The following is a 19867-nucleotide window of genomic DNA, read 5'->3' on the forward strand; positions in this document are numbered from 1 at the left end:
CAAGCCAGATCCGATATCTTCGACTACATCGAGCGGTTCCATAACCCAAGAATGAGACGTAGACTCGCGGTACAAGACAACAAACTTTAGGCTTTATTAAACCGTCCGTGAAAACGGGGTAGAACCCCGGTCTGGTTTATTAACCTAATCTCTCCGCCAGAAAATCCACCAGTAGGCGCACCTTGGTTGAGAGGTGTCGACTGTGTGGATACAAGGCCCAGATACCCTCGGCTTCAGGGCGGAACTGCGGTAGCAGTTCAACAAGGTTGCCGGTTTCGATATGTTCCTTGACGTAATAATCCGGCAGTTGCACCAGGCCGATACCTTTCAGGGCGGCGTCGACCAGTGCCAGTCCGCCGTTGGTTCTGAGGCTGCCACTGCCACGCAAGATGCGTTCACGGTTGCCTTCCCGAAAACGCCAGTAATCAAGGGTGCCAAGCAAGCAATTATGGTGCTGTAATTCAGACAGTGAGTGGGGCTCGCCGTGATTGCGCAAATATTCCGGTGAGGCGCACAGATGCAGTTTGCGGGTTGCCAGACGGCGGGCTTTCATGGACGAGTCTTCCAGCTTGCCAAGTCGGATAGCGAGGTCAAAACCACCTTCGATCAGGTCAAGTCGTTGGTTGGTCAGCTGACATTCCAGCTGGACCTGCGGATGAATGGCGAGAAATTCGTTTAACAGTGGTGACAGGTGGCCTTCGCCGTAGGTGAAAGGTGCAGTCAGGCGAATGATGCCGCTGGCGCGATGGCTCAGCGAGGTTAGTGCCCGTTCAGCCTCTTCAAGACCGTCCAGCAGCGGCCGACAATGCTGGTAAAACAGCTGGCCAGCTTCCGTAACCGAGACCTTGCGGGTGGTACGGTGCAACAGTTCCGATGACAGTCGCTCTTCCAGAGCCGCGACCTGACGGCTGACCTGGGCAACCGATAATTTCAGGCGGTTGGACGCTTCTGTAAAACTGCCGGTTTCGGCCACGGCTACAAATTCGCGGATGCCTTCCCACTGGGCCATTATTACTCACTCGTAAAGATCAATTGCAAATCGACGGGATTATATCCTATCTGAAAAAAACTAGAATTGTGATCTCAAAAATTTGAGTGTCTGGCTCGTTGTGCCTCTTTCAGGACAGCGGCCATGCCCGTTAAAACGCTTTGCGGATTTGGCTGTCTGTAACAGCCCGGAAGGCAAAAGTTATCTATCAGGAGTGTCATCATGACTGACGTTATCAAGTGTAAAGCGGCAATCGCCTGGAAGGCCGGTGCGCCACTGTCCATCGAAGAAGTAGAAGTAGCTGCACCAAAAGCCGGTGAAGTACGTGTAAAAATCGTTGCTACCGGTGTTTGCCACACTGACGCTTTCACCCTGTCTGGTGATGACCCTGAGGGCGTGTTCCCGGCGATTCTGGGCCACGAAGGCGGCGGTATTGTTGAATCTGTGGGTGAAGGCGTGACCAGTCTGAAAGTGGGCGATCACGTAATCCCGCTGTACACCGCAGAATGTGGCGAATGTAAATTCTGCAAGTCCGGCAAAACCAACCTGTGCAGCGCGGTACGTGCGACCCAGGGTAAAGGTCTGATGCCAGACGGCACTACTCGTTTCACTTGCAACGGTGAGCCAATCTTCCACTACATGGGTTGCTCCACTTTCTCCGAGTACACCGTACTGCCAGAAATTTCCCTGGCCAAGGTAAATCCGGAAGCGCCACTGGAAGAAGTGTGTCTGCTGGGTTGTGGTGTGACTACTGGTATGGGCGCGGTAAGCAAGACTGCCAAGGTTCAGAAGGGCGACACCGTTGCTATCTTCGGTCTGGGTGGTATTGGTCTGTCTGCCATCATTGGTGCCCAGATGGCTGGCGCCAGCCGTATCATCGGTATCGACCTGAACGAATCCAAGTTTGAACTGGCCAAGAAACTGGGTGCAACTGATCTGATCAACCCAACCAAGTTCGACAAGCCAATCCAGGAAGTGATCGTTGAGATGACTGACGGTGGTGTGGACTTCTCCTTCGAGTGTATCGGTAACGTCAATGTGATGCGTTCTGCGCTGGAGTGCTGCCACAAGGGGTGGGGTGAGTCTGTCATCATCGGTGTTGCTGGTGCCGGTCAGGAAATCTCTACCCGTCCGTTCCAGCTGGTTACCGGTCGTGTATGGCGCGGTTCCGCTTTCGGTGGCGTGAAAGGCCGCTCCGAACTGCCTGGCATTGTTGAAGACTACCTGGCAGGCAAGTTCGCCCTGAGCGACTTCATCACCCATACCATGCCACTGGAACAGATCAACGAAGCGTTTGATCTGATGCACGAAGGCAAGTCCATCCGTTCTGTAATTCACTACTGATCGGCTTTTGCGTCTGATGTCCAGGCGGGCCGCGCAGGCTCTGACGTCGGACGCAGACAAATACCTTTGGTAGGTTGGGCCTTGCCCAACTACCTGATGGGCGGGGCCCATCCTACGGTGAATTGAAGACCCGGGAGAAATCCAATGGAAATGATTAGCCAGAACAAGGTGTTTGATGGTTGGCACAAGCAGTATGAGCACGACTCGGCTGTGTTGAACTGTCGTATGCGCTTTGCGATTTATCTGCCGCCGAAAGCGGCTCAGGGGGCTGAAGTGCCAGTGCTGTACTGGCTCTCCGGCTTGACCTGTACTGACGAAAACTTCATGCAAAAAGCCGGTGCCCAGCGTGTTGCGGCGGAACTGGGGATTGCGATTGTGGCGCCAGACACCAGCCCGCGCGGCGAAGGTGTGGCCGATGAAGATCGTTATGATCTTGGCAAGGGTGCCGGGTTCTATGTCAACGCGACGCAGGAGCCGTGGAGCAAGCACTATCGCATGTACGACTACGTGGTAAACGAGCTTCCTGCGCTGATTGCTGCTACGTTCCCGGTGTCAGACAAAAAAGCCATTGCCGGTCATTCCATGGGCGGTCACGGTGCACTGACCATTGCGCTGAAAAACCCGGGCATGTTTACCTCGGTATCGGCTTTCAGCCCGATTACCAATCCGGCTAACTGCCCATGGGGCCAGCTGGCGTTCACCACTTATCTGGGTAACGACCGTGAGTTGTGGAAGCAACATGACAGCTGTGAGCTGGTCAAAGCTGCAGGTGATGTACGTACCCCGGCGCTGGTGGATCAGGGGGAGGCGGATAACTTCCTCACAGAACAACTGAAGCCGGAAGCGCTGGAAGCTGCGGTGGCTGCAACTAACTACCCGCTGACGCTGCGTCTGCACAGTGGTTACGATCACAGCTACTACTTTATCTCCAGCTTTATCGAAGAACACCTGCGGTTCCATGCTGGCCATCTGGGTGCCTGATTCAGGTTGATGAGCCGAACGGCTGTTCGGTCCAGATGTCGTAAACGAAAAAGCCAACCTGACAGGTTGGCTTTTTTATTGGCGGTTGCCTTGTTAGCCGATCAGTGATTATCAGAACTGATAGTGCATACCAATTGTGGTGGCGTTATAGCTGAGGTCGTAACTGCTGTCATCCCAGTAGTAATAGTTGCCATCGTCGTCTTTTTCCTTTACGTCCAGCTCGATGGTGCTGGTGCGACGATAGTCCAGCCGCAGAGTGATACCGGAGTTGAATTGGTACTCTGCGCCAATACCACCGACCAATCCTGCTCCTGTCCAGTCGTTACTCTCGTCACCATTCAGGTAATCAACGGTTTGCTCCATCTGGAAAAACTGGATACCAGTGCGGCCATAGAGGCTGATATGGTTGCTGAACCGCCAGTGAAAAATTCCAGCGACCGAGGTGCCAAAAAGTTTGGCATCGGCATTGGAGGCACCGGCGTCAAATTCACTGCTTTGGGTAACATCGAAATCGACACCAAACCAGCTGGTGAAGTTGTAGCCGCCGTAAATGGAGGTAATAGCTGCACTGGTGCGTTCGTAATCGAAGTAGTTGTACTCGTCAGGATCCAGCTCAATGCTAGCACCACCGAAACTACCACCGACGTACCAGCCTTCATAGTCGGGTGTTGCAAATACCGTAGAGGAAGCCAGCAGGATGGCGGTAGCGATGAGGGAGTGTTTCAACATATGGACGTCCTTGTATCGGCCAAGTGATAAAGCTGTTACATCTAACAGCGAGGCTATTAGATTTTCATTACATTACTGGGTCAATGGCCTGAACCTGATTTATTGAACGGAATGACATTTCCATACACAGACTACATTACGGGTCGCAGTGGATCGGTCGTTAGGTGGAGGAAGTGTCGTTTTATGCCCCGGCGCAGCGGGGCGTAAAGCCAGTTCAGTCGAGTTGAATCTGATCAAATGAACTAACGGCTGCATGACTGGTATTCGCCGGAACCGGGGTTTCCCGCAGCAGCCAGCAAGTTTGCAGTCCGGCCTCATGAGCGGCGTCCAGTTCGCCTTCGATATCTGACAGGAACAGCACTTCGTTTGCCTGCAGACCGGTATATTGCTGTTGCAGCTGCTGGAGGATATTACGGTAGGATTCTGCTTGTTGCTTGTGACCTACGGCTGTATCGAAATGACCACTGAACAGCGGCAGCAGGTCGCCATCCTGACTGAAACCAAAAAACAGTTTCTGTGCCTGGACCGAACCGGAAGAATAAACGTACAGCGCCAGCCCTTGCTGATGCCACTGCTTTAAATTGGCGGTGGCGTCCGGGTACATATGCGCCTGATAGTCACCGTTACGGTAGCCTGTTTCCCAGATCAGACCTTGCAGGGTTTTCAGCGGCGTGGCCTTGCGGTCTTCACTGATCCATTCCAGCAGAATATTGATCAGGGCATCGGTATCCGCAGCGCTGACTTCACTACCCGGTGATTCCTCTAGCAGTAGTTCAGCCGTCGCGGCCAGTTGCTGCTGCACAATCTCATCGTTGAAATGGCTGCGAACATAGCTGGACAGGTGTTCGGCTGCGTAGGGAAACAATACTTCCTTCACAAATGAAATGGAGGAGGTGGTGCCTTCAACATCGGTCAGGATGACTTTGATACTCATTGGGCGAATCTCCGTCAGTTTTCCAGCCGATTAAAACGACTGGCGATTTCATCACCTGAGTAGTTGGCAACCCAGCCTTCCGGGTTGTTGAACAGACGAATGGCGATAAAGTGCGGGTTAGGACCCATGTCGAACCAGTGTGGGGTGTTGGCTGGCACGCTGATCAGATCGCCCTGGCTACACAGCACCTCGTAAACCTTGTCACCAATGTGCAGGCTGAACAGACCTTCGCCAGCAACAAAAAAACGCACTTCATCTTCGCTATGGCGATGTTCGCGCAGGAACACCTGACGCAGCTCGTCTTTTTTCGGGTTGCTGGTATTGAGACTGACAACATCAACAGTCTGGTAGCCTTCTTCGTTAATCAGGCGATCAATATCTGTCTGGTAAGCGGCAATGACCTCTTCCTGAGCGGCACCTGGGGCCAGCTCTGCGTCGGTTTGCCATTGTTCAAAACGCACGCCGACTTCGTTGAGCTTTTCGGTGATACGGCTGTGAACATCGCTGTTGAACAGCAATTGGGTGGTGTCTTTTTCAGAATAGATGCGCAAGTTGCTCATGCTGGTATTACTCCCCAGATCCAGTTCGGCTGAATTTTGACTGTGGTGACGCTTGCGTAGCGGTCGCAAACTCAGATGGCGAGAGCGAAAGTCCCGCAGGTTCTGTTCCCGGCGCATTTGATAGCGTGTCTTGGGTGGTGTTCTCATAAGCTCCTCGTGGCAGCGGTAGCAAGACCCAGTCGCAGCAATTCCAACTGGTAACTGAACAGATGTTCGAGTGCTTCCAGATGGCGGAAGCACTCAGCCAGGTCGCGTCCCCAGGTATACACGCCATGGCCGCGAATCAGATAGGCATGGCCTTGCTGATGTTGCTGCATGCGCTGTTCAACCAGCTTCGACAAACGGTCGATGTCCTGGTCGTTGGCAAACAGGGGGATTTCCATCCGGCATTCATGGGTTGTCTGGCCGGCAAAGGCTTTCAGCAACTCCCAGCCTTGCAGCACCAGAACCTCGTCGGCGAGGACCTGTGACAATACCACTGCCGACTGGCTGTGAGTGTGCAATACCGCACCTATGCTGGCATCGCGCTCATATAGCTGGGTGTGCAGCAGGGTTTCGGCGCTGGGTTTTCCGGCGCTATGTGGCTGGCCTTGCCAGTCGACCACCAGAATATCGGCTGGCGTCAGCTCACCCTTGTGTTTGCCCGAGCTGGTTAATGCACAGCATTGGTCATTAAGACGCACTGAATAATTGGAGCTGGTGGCGGGTGACCAATCGCGGTCATACAGCTGCTTGCCGTAACGACAGAGATCTTCAGCCGCTTGCTGAAACTGCTGCGGATCAAATTCAATCATGCCCCGGCCTCAGTTAGCGGCGAACAGCGCGGCCACGGCTTCCGTGGACGGGTTACGGATAATGCCGCGCTCGGTAACGATGGCATCAATCAGCTCGGCCGGAGTCACGTCGAATGACGGGTTGATGGCATGACAACCTTCCGGTGCTACCTGAACGCCCTGAATGCTGGTGACTTCATGCATTGGTCGCTGTTCGATCGGAATGGCATTGCCACTTGGCAGGCTCAGATCGAAGGTGGTGGTTGGCGCTGCTACCATGAACTTCATGCCATGATGACGGGCATGAACCGCCAGGCTGTAGGTGCCAATCTTGTTGGCAACGTCGCCGTTGGCGGTAATACGGTCAGCACCCACAATCACCCATTCCGGCTTTTCAGCCCGGAACAGCTGGGCGGCAGCGCCGTCGCATACCAGTGATACCGGAATATTATCCTGCATCAGTTCCCAGGCAGTCAGACGAGCGCCTTGCAGCCACGGCCGGGTCTCACCGGCGTAGACGTGCTGGATTTTGCCGTCGGCAAATGCGCTGCGAATGATGCCCAACGCGGTGCCATGGCCACCGGTCGCCAGCGCGCCGGTATTGCAGTGGGTATAAACCTGCACGCCGTCGCTGATCAGACTGGCACCAAATTGTCCCATCGCCAGGTTGGCCTGAATATCTTCTTCATGAATGCGGCGGGCTTCGGCCAGCAGTGCCTGGCCATCGCTGGTATTCAGGCTGGCCATGCGTTCCAGTGCCCAGAACAGGTTCACCGCAGTCGGGCGGGATTCCGCCAGCACCTTGTAGGCGGCCTGTAAATCTCGACCCGCCAACGCATCGAGGGCAAAACCGTACGCTGCACTGATACCAATCGCTGGTGCACCCCGCACCACCATATCGCGAATGGCGTCGGCGGTTTCAGCCGCAGTACGACATTCAATCATCTGATGCTGGTGAGGCAGTACTCGTTGGTCCAGCAGAAACAGCGATTGCTGACGCCATTCGATGGCGACAACGCCAGTTGAGTGGCCAGCAGAAGACGGAGCATGGGGCGTTGATGAAGACATGGGCGTGAAAATTCCAGACCGACAAGTGAATGGGCAGCAAGGATGCTTTGGAAAGGGCGCTATTCTAGCGCCAGCGCCGAGGGATGTCGCGTTGGCAGGGCTGAAATTGGGCTGACACAGAACGGCTGGCGCCGTCTGTGTCGATTGCTGTGATTAAAGCTGCGATTGCATCTTGTGGAAGGCGCGCACCAGACCGTTGGTGGAGCCATCAAAGTGAGATGGAATCTGGTCGCTTTCGAGTGCCGACAGCACTTTACCCCCCAGCTGTTTACCCAGTTCCACACCCCACTGGTCAAACGAGTTGACGCCCCAGATCATGCCCTGGGCAGCCACCTTGTGTTCGTACAGCGCAATCAGGGCACCAACGATCTGAGGAGTCGATTTGGGGAAATACAGGGTGTTGCTGGGGCGGTTACCTGGAATCATTTTCTGGCGTGCCAGCACCATGGCCTGGGCCTGGCTCATACCGCCAGCAACCAGTTCCTCCATGGCATCTTCTTCCGATTTGCCTTGCAGCAACGCCTGGCTCTGGCTCAGGCAGTTGGAGACCAACATGGCGTGAAAGTTATCAATCGGGTTGTGGCTGCACATCGGCATGATGAAGTCACAGGGTGAAAAATGGGTACCCTGATGCAGCAGCTGGTGGAAGGCGTGCTGGCCGTTGGTACCCACGCCACCCCAGATCACCGGGCCGGTGTTGTACTGAACCGGCTGGCCGTCGAGGGTGATGGATTTGCCGTTACTCTCCATATCCAGCTGCTGCAAATGCGCTGGCAGTGAGCGCAGGTAATGGTCATACGGCAGAATAGCGTGGGAGTTCACCCCAAAGAAGTTAACGTACCAGATTCCCAGCAAAGCCATGATCACTGGCATGTTCTGGGCCAGTGGTGCGGTACGGAAATGCTCATCCATGGCGTGCGCGCCGCGTAACAGGTCGCGGAAGTTGTCGATGCCAATTGCCAGAGCCAGCGGCAGGCCAATCGCCGACCACATGGAATAACGGCCGCCGACCCAGTCCCACATCGGGAAGATGTTTTCTTCGGCGATGCCAAACTCGACGGCTTTTTCGACGTTGGACGAAACTGCGGTGAAGTGTTTGGCGAGATATTCTTCGCTGCCACCATTGTTCAGGAACCAGCTGCGACAGGCCATCGCATTTTTGAGGGTTTCCTGGGTACCGAATGACTTCGACTGAATGATAAACAGGGTGGTAGCCGGGTTCAGGCGTTTGAGAATCTCGGTAATGTGAGTGCCGTCGATGTTGGCCAGATAATGGATGTTGAGGCCGCTGTCCCAGTAGGGCTTGAGCGCGCTGGAACCCAGTTTGGGGCCAAGGAAAGATCCGCCGATACCAATCGATACCACGTCGGTAAAAGGCGCATTGCTGTAGCCGCGCCACTGATTACGACGGATCTTCCAGCAGAACTCTTCCATCCGCTGCACGGTCTCGCGGATCTCCGGCATGATGTCGGTACCGTCGACCATGATCTGACGATCACTGAAATTACGCAGGGCTGTGTGCAGCGCGGGGCGGTTTTCACTGCGGTTGATGGACTCACCATTAAACATGGCTTCGATTTGGGCGGGCAGCTCGCGTTGTTCGGCCAATTGCAGCAGGTAGCCGATGGTCTCTTTGGTAACCCGGTTTTTGGAGTAGTCGAGACTCAGGCCGGCAGCGTCGAGATGAAAGTTTTCAAACCGGTTGGGGTCCTGTTTAAACCAGTCGAGCATATGGTCGTTACCAATCTGCTCGTGATGAATTTGCAGGGTTTTCCAGATTTCCGATTGTATCAGGCTGCTTGCCAGAGACATGTTGCGTCCTTGATGCTGTGTGATTACACAAGTATACGGAAGCGGGCGGAGGGCTTCAAAGTGACAAATGGTCTGCTTTGGTAGTGGAGACTTTGGCGCCGCCGCTGGAGCTACTAAATAGAAACTTTACTGGCTGCTGTGAGGTTGGCAGTCGTGAACGTCAGATTTCAAAGTCTGGGTTCAGAACAGCAGGCAAAAAAATAGCTGCCAGGCACTGGCCGGGCAGCTATGGGTATGATGGCAGGGATCAGGCCATTTGTACCGGGATATCGAAGCTGGTGTGGCTGACGCTGTTGTCGGCGTTCAGATAAACCATTTTCGGTTTGAAGCTGGCCAGTTCGGCTTGTTCAAAGTTACCGAAGGTACAGATGATGACGCGATCACCAACATCGGCCTGGTGAGCCGCTGCACCATTCACTGAAATCATGCCAGAGCCGTCTTCCGCTCGGATGATATAGGTGGTGAAACGCTTGCCGTTGTCGATGTTGTAAATCTGGATTTGTTCGAATTCACGCATACCGGCCATATCCAGCAGCTCGCCATCGATGGCACAGGAGCCTTCGTAGTTGAGTACTGAATGTGTAACGCGAGCCTGGTGAAGTTTGGCTTTCAGCATAATGGACTGCATGGTAACCCCTTGAATGTCTGTGGCATTGCGCAAGGATGTCAAGGCGCAAAAGGCCTGGGATCTCCTTCTGAAGCGGGTGTTCAATAATTGACCGATTCAGAAGGGGGACGAAGTATGCCCTAATCGATATGGCGGTTCAATGTCACCGAGATGTTATCGATCAGACGTGCCTTGCCGAGCCAGGCGGCGCCCAGCACAACGATACGCTCACCCGTTTCGAGGGCGGAATCGTCGATCAGACTGAGGTCGTCGGCATGACGGACTTCCAGATAATCGGGCGTGAAACCGGCGTCGGTGAGGGATTCGGTGGCGTGTTTTAACAGCTCGCTGATCAACTTGCGTTGTTGCAGACCGTCGGTGATGCTTTTCAGTGCCTGATACAGCGCCGAAGCCTGAATGCGTTGTTCTTCGCTCAGATAGCCGTTACGGGAACTCAGCGCCAGACCGTCTGCAGCGCGTGCAGTTGGTACAGCGACGATTTCCAGATGCATGTTCAGATCCTCTACCATCTTGCGAATGACCGCGACCTGCTGGAAATCCTTCTCGCCAAAAAACGCCAGATCCGGCTGGACCATATTGAAGAGCTTGGTAACGACCGTGGCGACACCGTCAAAGTGGCCCGGGCGGCTGCCGCCACAGAGACCTTCTGAAACATGCGGCACATGTACAGTGGTTTGGCGATGCTGGCCGTTGGGGTACATTTCCTCGACGTCCGGGGCGAACAACAGATCACATCCCGCCGAAAAAAGCTTTTCCTTGTCTTCATCCAGTGTACGCGGGTAACGCGCCAGATCATCGGCATCGTTAAACTGTAACGGATTGACAAAAATACTGGCGACAGTGAAGCACTGCTGTTGTTTGGCTGCACTAATCAGGCTGATATGGCCCTCGTGCAGATTCCCCATGGTGGGAACAAAGCCAATGTCCTTGCCTGCCAAACGGGCAGCGCGGATTTCAGCGCGCAGCGAGGCGACGCTATGGATGGTTTTCATCAGGCAAACTCATGCTCGGCGGATGGGAAAGTGCCAGCCTTCACTTCGTCAGCATAAGCCTTGAAGGCTTGCTGAACGGTGCGGCCATCGGTCATGAAATTCTTAACAAATTTGGGTACGTGCTGGCTGTTGAGGCCGAGCATGTCGTGCATTACCAGTACCTGGGCATCGGTGGCGTTGCCAGCGCCAATGCCAATCACCGGAATCGCAACCGCATCGGTGACCCGCCTGGCCAGCGAGGAGGGGACGCATTCCAGCAAAATCATATCGGCACCGGCATCGGCCAATTCCATGGCAGCATTTACCAGGGCATCAGCGGCCTGTTGCTCGCGGCCCTGCACGCGGTAACCGCCGAGCTTGTTGACCGCTTGTGGGGTCAGACCCAGGTGCGCACAAACAGGCACACCTTGCTGAGCCAGTGAAGTAATCAGCGGCGCCAGCCATTCATCACCTTCAATCTTGACCATATGGGCGCCGGCTTGCATCACGGCGCGGGCCGAGGCAATGCCTTGCTCCAGCGTGCCATAACTCATAAAGGGCAGGTCGGTCATGATGAAGGCAGGGCGCTGGGCTCGCTGGTTACCACGAGCTACACAAGCGGTGTGATAAACCATTTCTTCCAGTGTTACCGGCAGGGTGCTTTGCTGACCTTGCAGGACCATTCCCAGCGAGTCGCCGACCAGCAGGGATTCGATACCAGCATCGGCAGCCAGCTGCGCAAAGGTGGCATCGTATGCGGTGAGCACGGCAAATTTCTGTTGCTGTGACTTCAGCGCCTGCAAAGAGCGGAGATTTATTGGACTCATTGTGTTCCCCCGGTGGTACAGGTCAAATGGTGGTCGCTTATGGTGCGGATTGGTGAGCACAAGTCAATATTGGTGCGGTAACTTTCCTTTTCAGGCAAGTATCTGGGTAACCAGCTGTACAAAAATTGACAGGTGCCTGTTGGGCTCAGGAAGCTGCCGGATTCTCCAGCTGGTGCCTGGCCGGTTTGCCAAGCGGAAGCAGAGGTGGCTGGTCTGTGATCGCAGCGATCAGCGGCGCTAACAGACGGCCATCGGGTAACTGAAGCTCAGGTGCCAGTTCGGCCAGCGGCTGTAACACAAACAGACGGTTGGCCATTTCGATATGCGGCACGGTCAAACGTTCGCTGTTCAGCTGCAGCTGGTCAATCAGCAGAATGTCTATATCGAGAGTTCGCTCACCCCAGCGGCGCAGGCGTACCCGGCCTTGCTGGTTTTCAATCGCCTGCAAACAATCCAGCAGGGCCGTTGGAGCCAGCTCTGTACGGATACGGGCGACGGCATTGACGTAATCCGGCTGGTCCTGGGGGCCAACCGGTTTGCTGCCATAAAAGGAGGACCAGTCGAGCAGCTCAAGATCCGGCTGACTCTCAAGTGCCGCCAGACAGCTGCGCAACTGCTCGTATGGCTGTTGCAGATTGGCACCGAGGCCAAGGTAACAAATGGCCATCAGCCGCGTCTCTGATTGTTATTCTGGCTGCTGCTTGGACGACGGCGGCGCTTGCGTGGCGGGCGCTGCTCTTCATCTGTATAGCTTTTGCTGCGACGTGGTGCTTCTGGCACGCCTTCATCTTCCTGCAAACGGGTCCACCACTTGCCAACGCCACCCAGATCTTCGCCCGATTGCTCTCGCAACAACAGGAAGTCATAGGCGGCACGGAAGCGTGGATGCGTCAGCAGCTCACGTGCCTTGCGGCTCTGGATTTTCGGCAGACGCAATTGCAGCTCCCAGATTTCCCGCATGGGGATCGAGAAACGCTTGGGAATCGCGGTGTGACGAATTTGCTGGGCCAACACGCGGTCGGCCGCTTTTTGCAAGGCTGGATGAGGTGCCATACCAGCACTTTCAAATTCTCGTGCGACTCGTGCGACTTGCGGCCACAGCAGTGATGCCAGGAAGAAATACGGAGTGACTGACTTACCGGCCTGAATGCGCTTGTCAGTGTTTCGCATGGTGTTCAGGGCCAGTTCACAGGCCTGATCGTCATCACGCAAGCACTGTTCAGTGCCCGGGAAAATATGCCCGAACAGCTGATAGTTACGCAGCAGTTCAAGGGTTTCACAGGCCTTGCCGGCGAGGAATAGCTTGAGGCATTCATCGAACATACGGGCCGATGGAATCTGCTCAAGCAAGGGTGCCAGCATCGGAATCGGTGCTGCAGTATCCGGTGCCAGCGTAAAACCATTGAGTTTGCCGAGGAAACGAATCGCCCGCAGCATCCGTACCGGATCTTCGCGATAACGGGTTTCTGGATCACCGATCAGCCTAAGCTGACGCTGCTTCAGATCGTGCCAGCCACCGGCGTAGGCGTAGAGGCTGAAATCAGCAATGTTGTAATAGAGGGCGTTGATGGTGAAATCGCGCCGCATGGCATCTTCTTCGCGATTGCCATACACGTTGTCGCGCAAAATCATGCCCTGATCACCGGTTGCGGCAATCTTGTCGGAATGCTCGTCGGTTGGTGGCGCACGGAAAGTCGCAACTTCAATGACTTCACGACCAAAAACCACGTGAACCAATTTGAAACGGCGGCCGATCAGACGCGAGTTACGAAACAGCTTGTTAACCTGTTCCGGTGTTGCATCGGTAGCAACATCGAAATCCTTGGGCGACATTCCCAACAGGGTGTCGCGAACGCCACCGCCTACCAGAAGGGCTTCATAGCCAGCATTGTGCAGGCGATAAAGTACCTTCAGAGCGGCATCGCTGATTTGGCTGCGGCTGATGGAATGTTCATCCCGGCTGATGATCTGCAGTGCGGGAGTTTCTTCCCGATGATCAGAGCCTGGCTGGAAGATGTGCTTGATAAAATTGGATATGCGCTTCACTGAAGTTCAGATTGGTTATTCGCAGTAAAGGCGGGAGTGTACCAGCGCCAAGCCGGATTGGTAACGTTGTTAGAGGCCAGAAAACAAAAAAGCCGCTGATTTGCGGCTTTTATGGGGAGGCCCTTTATTGTTTTTGTTAGTCGTCCCTCAACGCTCGGACTGGGTATCCGCTCTTTTGAATATCCAGTGCCACCTGTTTTTATTTTTATCAGTGGCACCATGCATTCGAAACAACCGGATCAGATCAGCCCCTTGTTATTTTTATTGTCGGGGCTGTCTTGGAGCAGGTGTTGTTATTTTTATTGTCACCCGCTGTGTTGTCGCTTGTTATTGTTGTTAGTGGCGACTTGATTCTAATAAAGCTATTCCTATGCCAGTTTTTTAAATTCCTTATAAAACAATGGCTTATGTATTTTTCTGGCAAGCTGTTACCTGAATTTGGCCCGTTTTGTTACCGCTGGGCGGGGTCTTAGGTAACAGCTGTGGTAGCAGGTAACACTTTGGGCCAAAGGTAACGTAACAGGACAACGACCATAGGCTATGAAACTTCTGGAGGAGAGTGGTATCTGGCAACCGGATCAGGCTCTTCCGTATCGGCTGAATCTCATCAGGCGGTATGGTCAGGCTTGCTGTGAAAAGAAATGGCTATCGAAACGACAGGATTGAATGGCCGGAAAACAGCGGGCTGGAACTCGTCAGATCACGGCAGGGGGAGCGTGAGGGATGGTTGCTCGATTGGTCTGAGCAGACCCCAGATAATAACAAACCCCGTGGGTGTGGGCCCACGGGGTTGCTGGAGAGAGCAGTCTTCTTTTTTGTTGAGCCAGGCCGGTTGTTATTTTTATTGTCGGCCCGTTGGCTGATGGGCACCTTGTTATTTTTATTTGGTGCTGTGCAGCTCTTGTTCTTGAACTTACTATTGCCACTCGCATGCCAACTTTTAAAAAGTATTTAAAAACAAAGACTTATAGATTTATACCAGAAAGTTCCCCGGTTGGTGTTACGCAGTTCGGGATGATGGGTAACACTTTGGGTGGAGATGGGGTAACACTTTGGGCCAGTTGGTAGCACTTTGGTAGCAGTTCACGGAACCGACTGGTTGATGCCAGCTCGGGCGGAATTGTTTCGGAAAAATTCTTCGCGCTGTTGTGACTCTGATGGTGGGTGGTATGAAAGGAAATTTTCAGCAGGCCACTTTTTAGTAGTGCATTTTCAGCAGCCCATAAAGAACAAACCCCCGCTACCTGACGGTAGCGGGGGTTTGCGAGAGAGCTTAACTTCTTCTTGTTCTGACACTCGTCGCCGCAAATTTATTTTTGTTTGGCGGCGAGGACAACTGGCTCGGTGTTATTTTTATTTCGAGGAGTTGTTCTTGTTGTGGGCTTACTAGAGCCAAATGCATGCCATGTTTGGTTTTTGATCCTGGTTAAATCTATAAAGTCCTTATAAATCAGTAAGTTAATTAACTTTAAGAAGTACCGGAGATATTTTTTATAACGGTTTGAATATGGATTTCATTCCAAAGTGTTACCTTGGGTAGCGAAAAATGTGCTACTTCCGGTGTATGCGGGTAACACTTTGTGATCAGTAACACTTTTTAGTGGGTAACCTGTTTGATGTGTGTCGTTGCAGTGGATCTTTGGCTGTCAGGGAACGAATTTTGGCGCAGTAAGGAAACATTATGACGAATATCAACGGAGTTGCTGACACAAGCTTGCAAATTGGGGTGTGAATGCGGGTGTGGCTGCTGTGATAACCAGCCGCTGGTGCGGCTGGATACCCAAAAGTGTTACCGGAAGTGTTACCTGTTACCGGCGCGTGCGGGGATTATTTCTTTTTACGTGGGATGCCCAGACGCTGACGACGCTCCCACAGGCTCTTGCGGGAAATTCCCAGTTTGCGGGCCAGCTCGGTTTCGGTCATACGGATTTCATTCTCCAGTACAAAATGTACGAAGTAGTCATCCAGTGACAAATCGCCGTGAGCCTGGGGTTGCTCAACCGGTTCCGGGCTGTTGTTGTTTTGCAGCAGATTTTCCCGCATGGCATCACTGATGTAGCGGTCCGGTGACAGGTCGATCCCCATCAGGTCGGCACTGATATGGTTGTCTTCGGCCAGAATCACTGCCCGTTCAACGGCATTTTCCAGCTCCCGCACGTTACCCGGCCAGTTGTACTGACGGATGGCTTGCAGGGCAACCTGGTCAAACGCCATGGCTGGCTGGTTCATGCGGCTGCAGGCGCGCGACAGCATGTAGTTGGCCAGTTCAACCACGTCTTCACCACGCTCGCGCAAGGCTGGCAGGGTCAGTTCGACGACGTTGAGGCGGTAATAAAGGTCTTCCCGGAATTCGCCATTGGCGGCCATTTCCTTGAGGTTTCTGTGGGTCGCGGCGATCAGACGCACATCGACCTTGATGCTTTGCACCGAGCCCACCCGGCGAATTTCACTTTCCTGGAGTACCCGTAACAAACGGGCCTGGGCTTCCAGTGGCAGCTCACCAATTTCGTCGAGGAACAGGGTGCCACCGTTGGCGGCTTCAACCAGTCCCTGACGCTGGGCGGCAGCGCCGGTAAAGGCCCCTTTTTCATGACCAAACAATTCGGACTCGAGCAGGGTTTCCGGAATCGCGGCGCAGTTAACCGAAATCAGCTGGGCACCACTGCGGCGGCTTTGTTCGTGCAGGGCGCGGGCGACCAGTTCCTTGCCGGTACCGGATTCACCATGAATCAGTACGGTGGCATCGGTTGGTGCTACCTTGCTGATCTTGCGGAACAATGACTGCATGGCGTCGCAGCTGCCGATAATGCCGTTATTGGCAGCCGCTTTTTGTGCCACTTCAGGATTGACGTCGTCACTAGCAACCGCTTTGGCCGCTGGCGCGCTGGCGCGCTGGCGGGGTTCCGCCAGAATCTTTTGTACCGCTTCAACCATTTCGCCATGGTCAAACGGTTTGACGATGTACTCACGGGCACCCATTTTCATGGCATCGACAGCGGAACGCAGGCTGGCATAACTGGTCATGATGAGTACTGGTGTGTCACCGGCCAGTTCAATCAGGTCGGTGCCCTGGCCACCAGGCAAGCGCAGGTCGGTGATAATCAGGTCAAAATCCGAGAGCTTCTGTTGCCGCGCGGCATCGATGCTGTCTACGTCAGTAACTTCATATTCGTGACGCTGCAGCAGGCGACGAACCGATTGACGAATAATGGCTTCGTCTTCGACGACCAGAATACGACTCATAGATTTTTTTCCATCCTGTTATCCGGAAGGTAACGTGGGAGACTGACTTTAACACAAGTGCCGCCATTCTCGTTCACCGGGCTGATGATCTGTACCTGGCCGTAGTGTTCTTCAACGATACTGTAGACCAGCGCCAGACCAAGGCCGGTGCCTTTGCCAACTTCCTTGGTGGTAAAGAAGGGGTCAAACACCCGTTCCTGTACATCTGCCGGAATACCGTGTCCGGCGTCGATTACCCGCACGATGACCTGATGCTGGTCGGCTTCGGCGCTGGCAATGATTTGCTGGCCGGCCTCGCTGGCATCGCGGGCATTACTGAGCAGGTTAACGAACACCTGCACCAGCCGCTGTGAATCACCAATCACCACCAGATCACCGGGGCACTGGTTTACAAATTCAATATCCATACTGCGCTTGCTGAGTCGCAGCAGCTGCATGGCATCGGCAATACACTGATGGATGTTGACTTCTTCATGTTCGGTGGTGTGGTTACCGGCATGGGCAAAGTTCATCATCGACTGCAGAATGCGCGACACCCGCTGGGTCTGTTCGCGAATCTGCTGGCCGATTTCAATCAGCTCCGGGTTATCGGTTTCGTACTCTATGCCCTGGGCCAGACAGTCGATGCCGGTAATCGGGTTACCAATTTCATGGGCGACACCGGCTGCCAGTCGGCCAATCGAGGCCAGTCGTTCGCTGTGAATCAGCTCGCGTTCCAGCAACTGGTTATCGGTCTGGTCTTCAACCAGCAAAACGATGCCGCCGGGCTGGCCGTTACCGGCCTGAATCAGTGACTTGTGCAGTGTGTACCAATGCGGGCGGGCATCAATATCCACCCGCTTTTTATGCTCGTGTAGTGCTGGCGCATCAATAAATCGTCCCAGCAGGTCCCCCCAGGGTGGCTGCAGCTGGCTGACCATAGTACCTGACACCCGTTCGGCTGACAGCCCCGTCAGTTCCACCATGGCCTGATTCCACAACATAATCTCGCCATCTTCGGTCAGGGCACAGGTGGCCATTGGCAGTCGTTCGAGGGTCTGGCGGTGGTAACGACGCAGGTGGTCGAGCTCGCCGGCGAGACCGGAGAGTCGGTCGTTGAAGCCTTCCAGCCGCTGTTCGATCAAGTAAATGTCGTTGCTGATGACCGGCCCTTCCTGCAGTGGCAGGTAGCGGCGAATAATGTCCTGGGCCACGGTTGGGCCAAGCAGGTTGGCCAGATTGGCTTCCAGTCTGACCCTCAGGCGGCGTAACTCATGTGGGCGGTCTTCATAACCCGGCAGGTCCAGATCTTTCAGCGCCTGATGCACTTCGCGTTCGGCCATGTAACGACCAAGCGGGCGACTGAGGGCCATGATGGCGTCATTGGAGTTTTCCGCCTGCAGTAACTGCAGACTGGGACGCTTGGCGGCGATCACACAGGCTTCGGCAGTACTGAGTTCGTTTTCGCTGGGACGGCGGTTGAAGCTGATCAGCGCAAAGCTGGAGAAGTTGGCGATCACACTCAGCAGTGCAATGCGATACCAGGTTTCTTCTGTCGGAATACTGAGCCAACTGGCGTATTGGGTATGATCGAGCAGGAACGGTAGCAGCAGTCCCAGTGTCCAGATTGCCATACCCAGACTGAGGCCAACCAGAAAGCCCATCTTGCTGGCGCCGCGCCAGTACAGCAAACCAATGATGCCGGGCAGGAACTGCATTGCCGCGCCACAAGCCAGAATCCCCAGCCGGTTGATATCCAGACGGTCGGCGAACATGCCGTAAAACACCATCGCCGCCGCCAGCACACACATGATCAGCAGCCGCCGGGACCACAACAACCAGCGATAGAAATCCTGTTTCGGACTGGGCTGATAGTTGGGGAACAGCAAGTGGTTCAGCAGCATGGCGGAAATCGCCAGTGTCATCTGGATGCTCACCCCGGTGGCAGCGGAAACACCACCGAGGAAAACCATCAGGGCAATCCAGGGATTATTGGTATCCATCCCCAGCGCCAGTGAAAAATATTCTGCCGGTGATGCCTGGCCGGTAATCACCCCGGCCCAGATCAGCGGCAGCACCGTCAATGCCAGCCCCAGCAGGATCAGCGGGAAGGCCCAGCTGGCCAGCCGCAAGGCCCGGTTACTGACGTTTTCGGTAAAGGTGATATGGAAGGTGTGTGGCATCGCCACTGTGATTGCCAGACACATGATAAACAGCGCCAGCCAGGAGCCATTCGGCGGCGCGGCCGGGCGGTCGAGCAGATATTCATGCGCCGACATTAGCCAGCTGCCACCAAAGGTGGCCTCCGGTAACACATCAAAAATCAGAATGATGCAGAGTGCTGCCATTGCCAGCAGCTTGATCAGCGACTCCAGTGCCAGCGAGAACACCAGCCCCTCGTGGTTTTCCCGCGGCGTCATCTGACGGGCACCGAACAGCACCGTCAGTACCAGCAAAATAAGGCCATAGCCCAGCGCCAGTGCGCCCTTGCTCCAGCCCGGCGACAGCATGCTCATGGTGTCGGCCACGGCCTTGATTTGCAGGGTCAGCAGCGGTAACACCACCCCCAGCATGCACAGACTGACCAGAATACCGGCGCGTTTGCTGCGATAGCGGAATGCCAGCAGGTCAGCCAGCGAGTTGAGCTGATAACGACGGGTGATACGCAAAATAGGCCGCAATAACAGCGGCGTTAGCAGGAAGGCCCCAGCCAGACCGGCAAAGTAAGCCAGATAGCCATAACCATACAGCTCCGCCAGCGCGACGCTGCCGTAATAACTCCAGGCACTGGCGAATACCCCCAGCGACAACAGATAAACGGCCGGTTGTTGAACCCAGCGACGCGGCACCCAGCCTCGTTCTACTGCATAGGCACTCAGATACAGGGTGGTCAAATAGCCAAGCAGAATCAGTAGTAACAGGCCAAGACTGAAGGTCATGCAGGGGTCCGTAGCAACAAAACAACGGCCAAGATTACCACAAGC

16 protein-coding genes and 1 pseudogene are annotated in these 19867 nt (G+C 54.6%); 3 read left to right on the plus strand and 14 right to left on the minus strand.

Translation table 11 applies throughout. The features are described 5' to 3' along the window. Nucleotides 1–122: pseudogene (locus tag K6123_RS23525) on the plus strand (IS3 family transposase); the annotation flags it as partial. Nucleotides 123–139: 17 nt separating this feature from the next. Here the strand turns inward: K6123_RS23525 and K6123_RS16890 are convergent. Continuing rightward, nucleotides 140–1009, minus strand: a complete 870-nt coding sequence (locus K6123_RS16890; RefSeq protein ID WP_221799891.1) for a LysR substrate-binding domain-containing protein — start codon at nucleotides 1007–1009, stop codon at nucleotides 140–142. A gap of 201 nt (nucleotides 1010–1210) precedes the next feature. Here K6123_RS16890 and K6123_RS16895 point away from each other — a divergent pair, with 201 nt between their 5' ends. Next, entirely contained in the window at nucleotides 1211–2332 is a 1122-nt protein-coding gene (locus K6123_RS16895) for an S-(hydroxymethyl)glutathione dehydrogenase/class III alcohol dehydrogenase (RefSeq protein WP_246624870.1), read from the plus strand. 144 nt (nucleotides 2333–2476) lie between these two features. After that, entirely contained in the window at nucleotides 2477–3313 is an 837-nt protein-coding gene (gene fghA, locus K6123_RS16900; RefSeq protein ID WP_221799893.1) for an S-formylglutathione hydrolase, read from the plus strand. Between the two features lie 111 nt (nucleotides 3314–3424). Here the strand turns inward: fghA and K6123_RS16905 are convergent, their stop codons facing one another. The 13 genes from K6123_RS16905 to K6123_RS16965 form a co-directional block, all read right to left on the minus strand. After that, the gene (locus tag K6123_RS16905; RefSeq protein ID WP_221799895.1) at nucleotides 3425–4042 is read right to left on the minus strand and encodes a porin family protein; all 618 of its coding nucleotides are present in this window, start codon (nucleotides 4040–4042) and stop codon (nucleotides 3425–3427) included. 214 nt (nucleotides 4043–4256) lie between these two features. Then, nucleotides 4257–4976, minus strand: a complete 720-nt coding sequence (mtnC, locus tag K6123_RS16910) for an acireductone synthase (RefSeq protein WP_221799897.1) — start codon at nucleotides 4974–4976, stop codon at nucleotides 4257–4259. 14 nt (nucleotides 4977–4990) lie between these two features. After that, complete coding sequence (locus K6123_RS16915) at nucleotides 4991–5683, minus strand: 1,2-dihydroxy-3-keto-5-methylthiopentene dioxygenase (RefSeq protein ID WP_425517712.1); 693 nt, start codon at nucleotides 5681–5683, stop codon at nucleotides 4991–4993. Continuing rightward, nucleotides 5680–6330: a methylthioribulose 1-phosphate dehydratase gene (locus K6123_RS16920; protein WP_221799899.1), complete on the minus strand. Its 651-nt coding sequence runs from the start codon at nucleotides 6328–6330 to the stop codon at nucleotides 5680–5682. The genes K6123_RS16915 and K6123_RS16920 overlap by 4 nt, the downstream gene beginning before the upstream one ends. A gap of 9 nt (nucleotides 6331–6339) precedes the next feature. Next, nucleotides 6340–7377 carry an S-methyl-5-thioribose-1-phosphate isomerase gene (mtnA, locus tag K6123_RS16925; protein WP_221799901.1) on the minus strand — a complete coding sequence of 346 codons (1038 nt, stop codon included), beginning with the start codon at nucleotides 7375–7377 and terminating at the stop codon, nucleotides 6340–6342. Nucleotides 7378–7530: 153 nt separating this feature from the next. Next, complete coding sequence (pgi, locus tag K6123_RS16930) at nucleotides 7531–9189, minus strand: glucose-6-phosphate isomerase (RefSeq protein WP_221799903.1); 1659 nt, start codon at nucleotides 9187–9189, stop codon at nucleotides 7531–7533. A gap of 247 nt (nucleotides 9190–9436) precedes the next feature. Then, the gene (gene panD / locus K6123_RS16935; protein WP_221799904.1) at nucleotides 9437–9817 is read right to left on the minus strand and encodes an aspartate 1-decarboxylase; all 381 of its coding nucleotides are present in this window, start codon (nucleotides 9815–9817) and stop codon (nucleotides 9437–9439) included. A gap of 119 nt (nucleotides 9818–9936) precedes the next feature. Continuing rightward, nucleotides 9937–10809, minus strand: coding sequence for a pantoate--beta-alanine ligase (gene panC / locus K6123_RS16940; protein WP_221799907.1), 873 nt, complete (start codon nucleotides 10807–10809; stop codon nucleotides 9937–9939). Beyond that, nucleotides 10809–11615, minus strand: coding sequence for a 3-methyl-2-oxobutanoate hydroxymethyltransferase (gene panB, locus K6123_RS16945; protein WP_221799909.1), 807 nt, complete (start codon nucleotides 11613–11615; stop codon nucleotides 10809–10811). Before panB ends, panC begins: the two co-directional genes overlap by 1 nt. 145 nt (nucleotides 11616–11760) lie before the next feature. After that, nucleotides 11761–12282: a 2-amino-4-hydroxy-6-hydroxymethyldihydropteridine diphosphokinase gene (gene folK / locus K6123_RS16950; protein ID WP_221799911.1), complete on the minus strand. Its 522-nt coding sequence runs from the start codon at nucleotides 12280–12282 to the stop codon at nucleotides 11761–11763. After that, entirely contained in the window at nucleotides 12282–13652 is a 1371-nt protein-coding gene (gene pcnB / locus K6123_RS16955) for a polynucleotide adenylyltransferase PcnB (RefSeq protein WP_221800296.1), read from the minus strand. Before pcnB ends, folK begins: the two co-directional genes overlap by 1 nt. A 1836-nt stretch (nucleotides 13653–15488) precedes the next feature. Beyond that, nucleotides 15489–16904, minus strand: a complete 1416-nt coding sequence (locus K6123_RS16960) for a sigma-54-dependent transcriptional regulator (RefSeq protein ID WP_221799913.1) — start codon at nucleotides 16902–16904, stop codon at nucleotides 15489–15491. Beyond that, nucleotides 16901–19822, minus strand: coding sequence for an ATP-binding protein (locus tag K6123_RS16965; RefSeq protein WP_221799916.1), 2922 nt, complete (start codon nucleotides 19820–19822; stop codon nucleotides 16901–16903). Before K6123_RS16965 ends, K6123_RS16960 begins: the two co-directional genes overlap by 4 nt. Nucleotides 19823–19867 lie beyond the last annotated feature (45 nt).

This window comes from Oceanobacter mangrovi, from assembly GCF_019740315.1.
GTDB lineage: Bacteria > Pseudomonadota > Gammaproteobacteria > Pseudomonadales > Oceanobacteraceae > Oceanobacter > Oceanobacter mangrovi.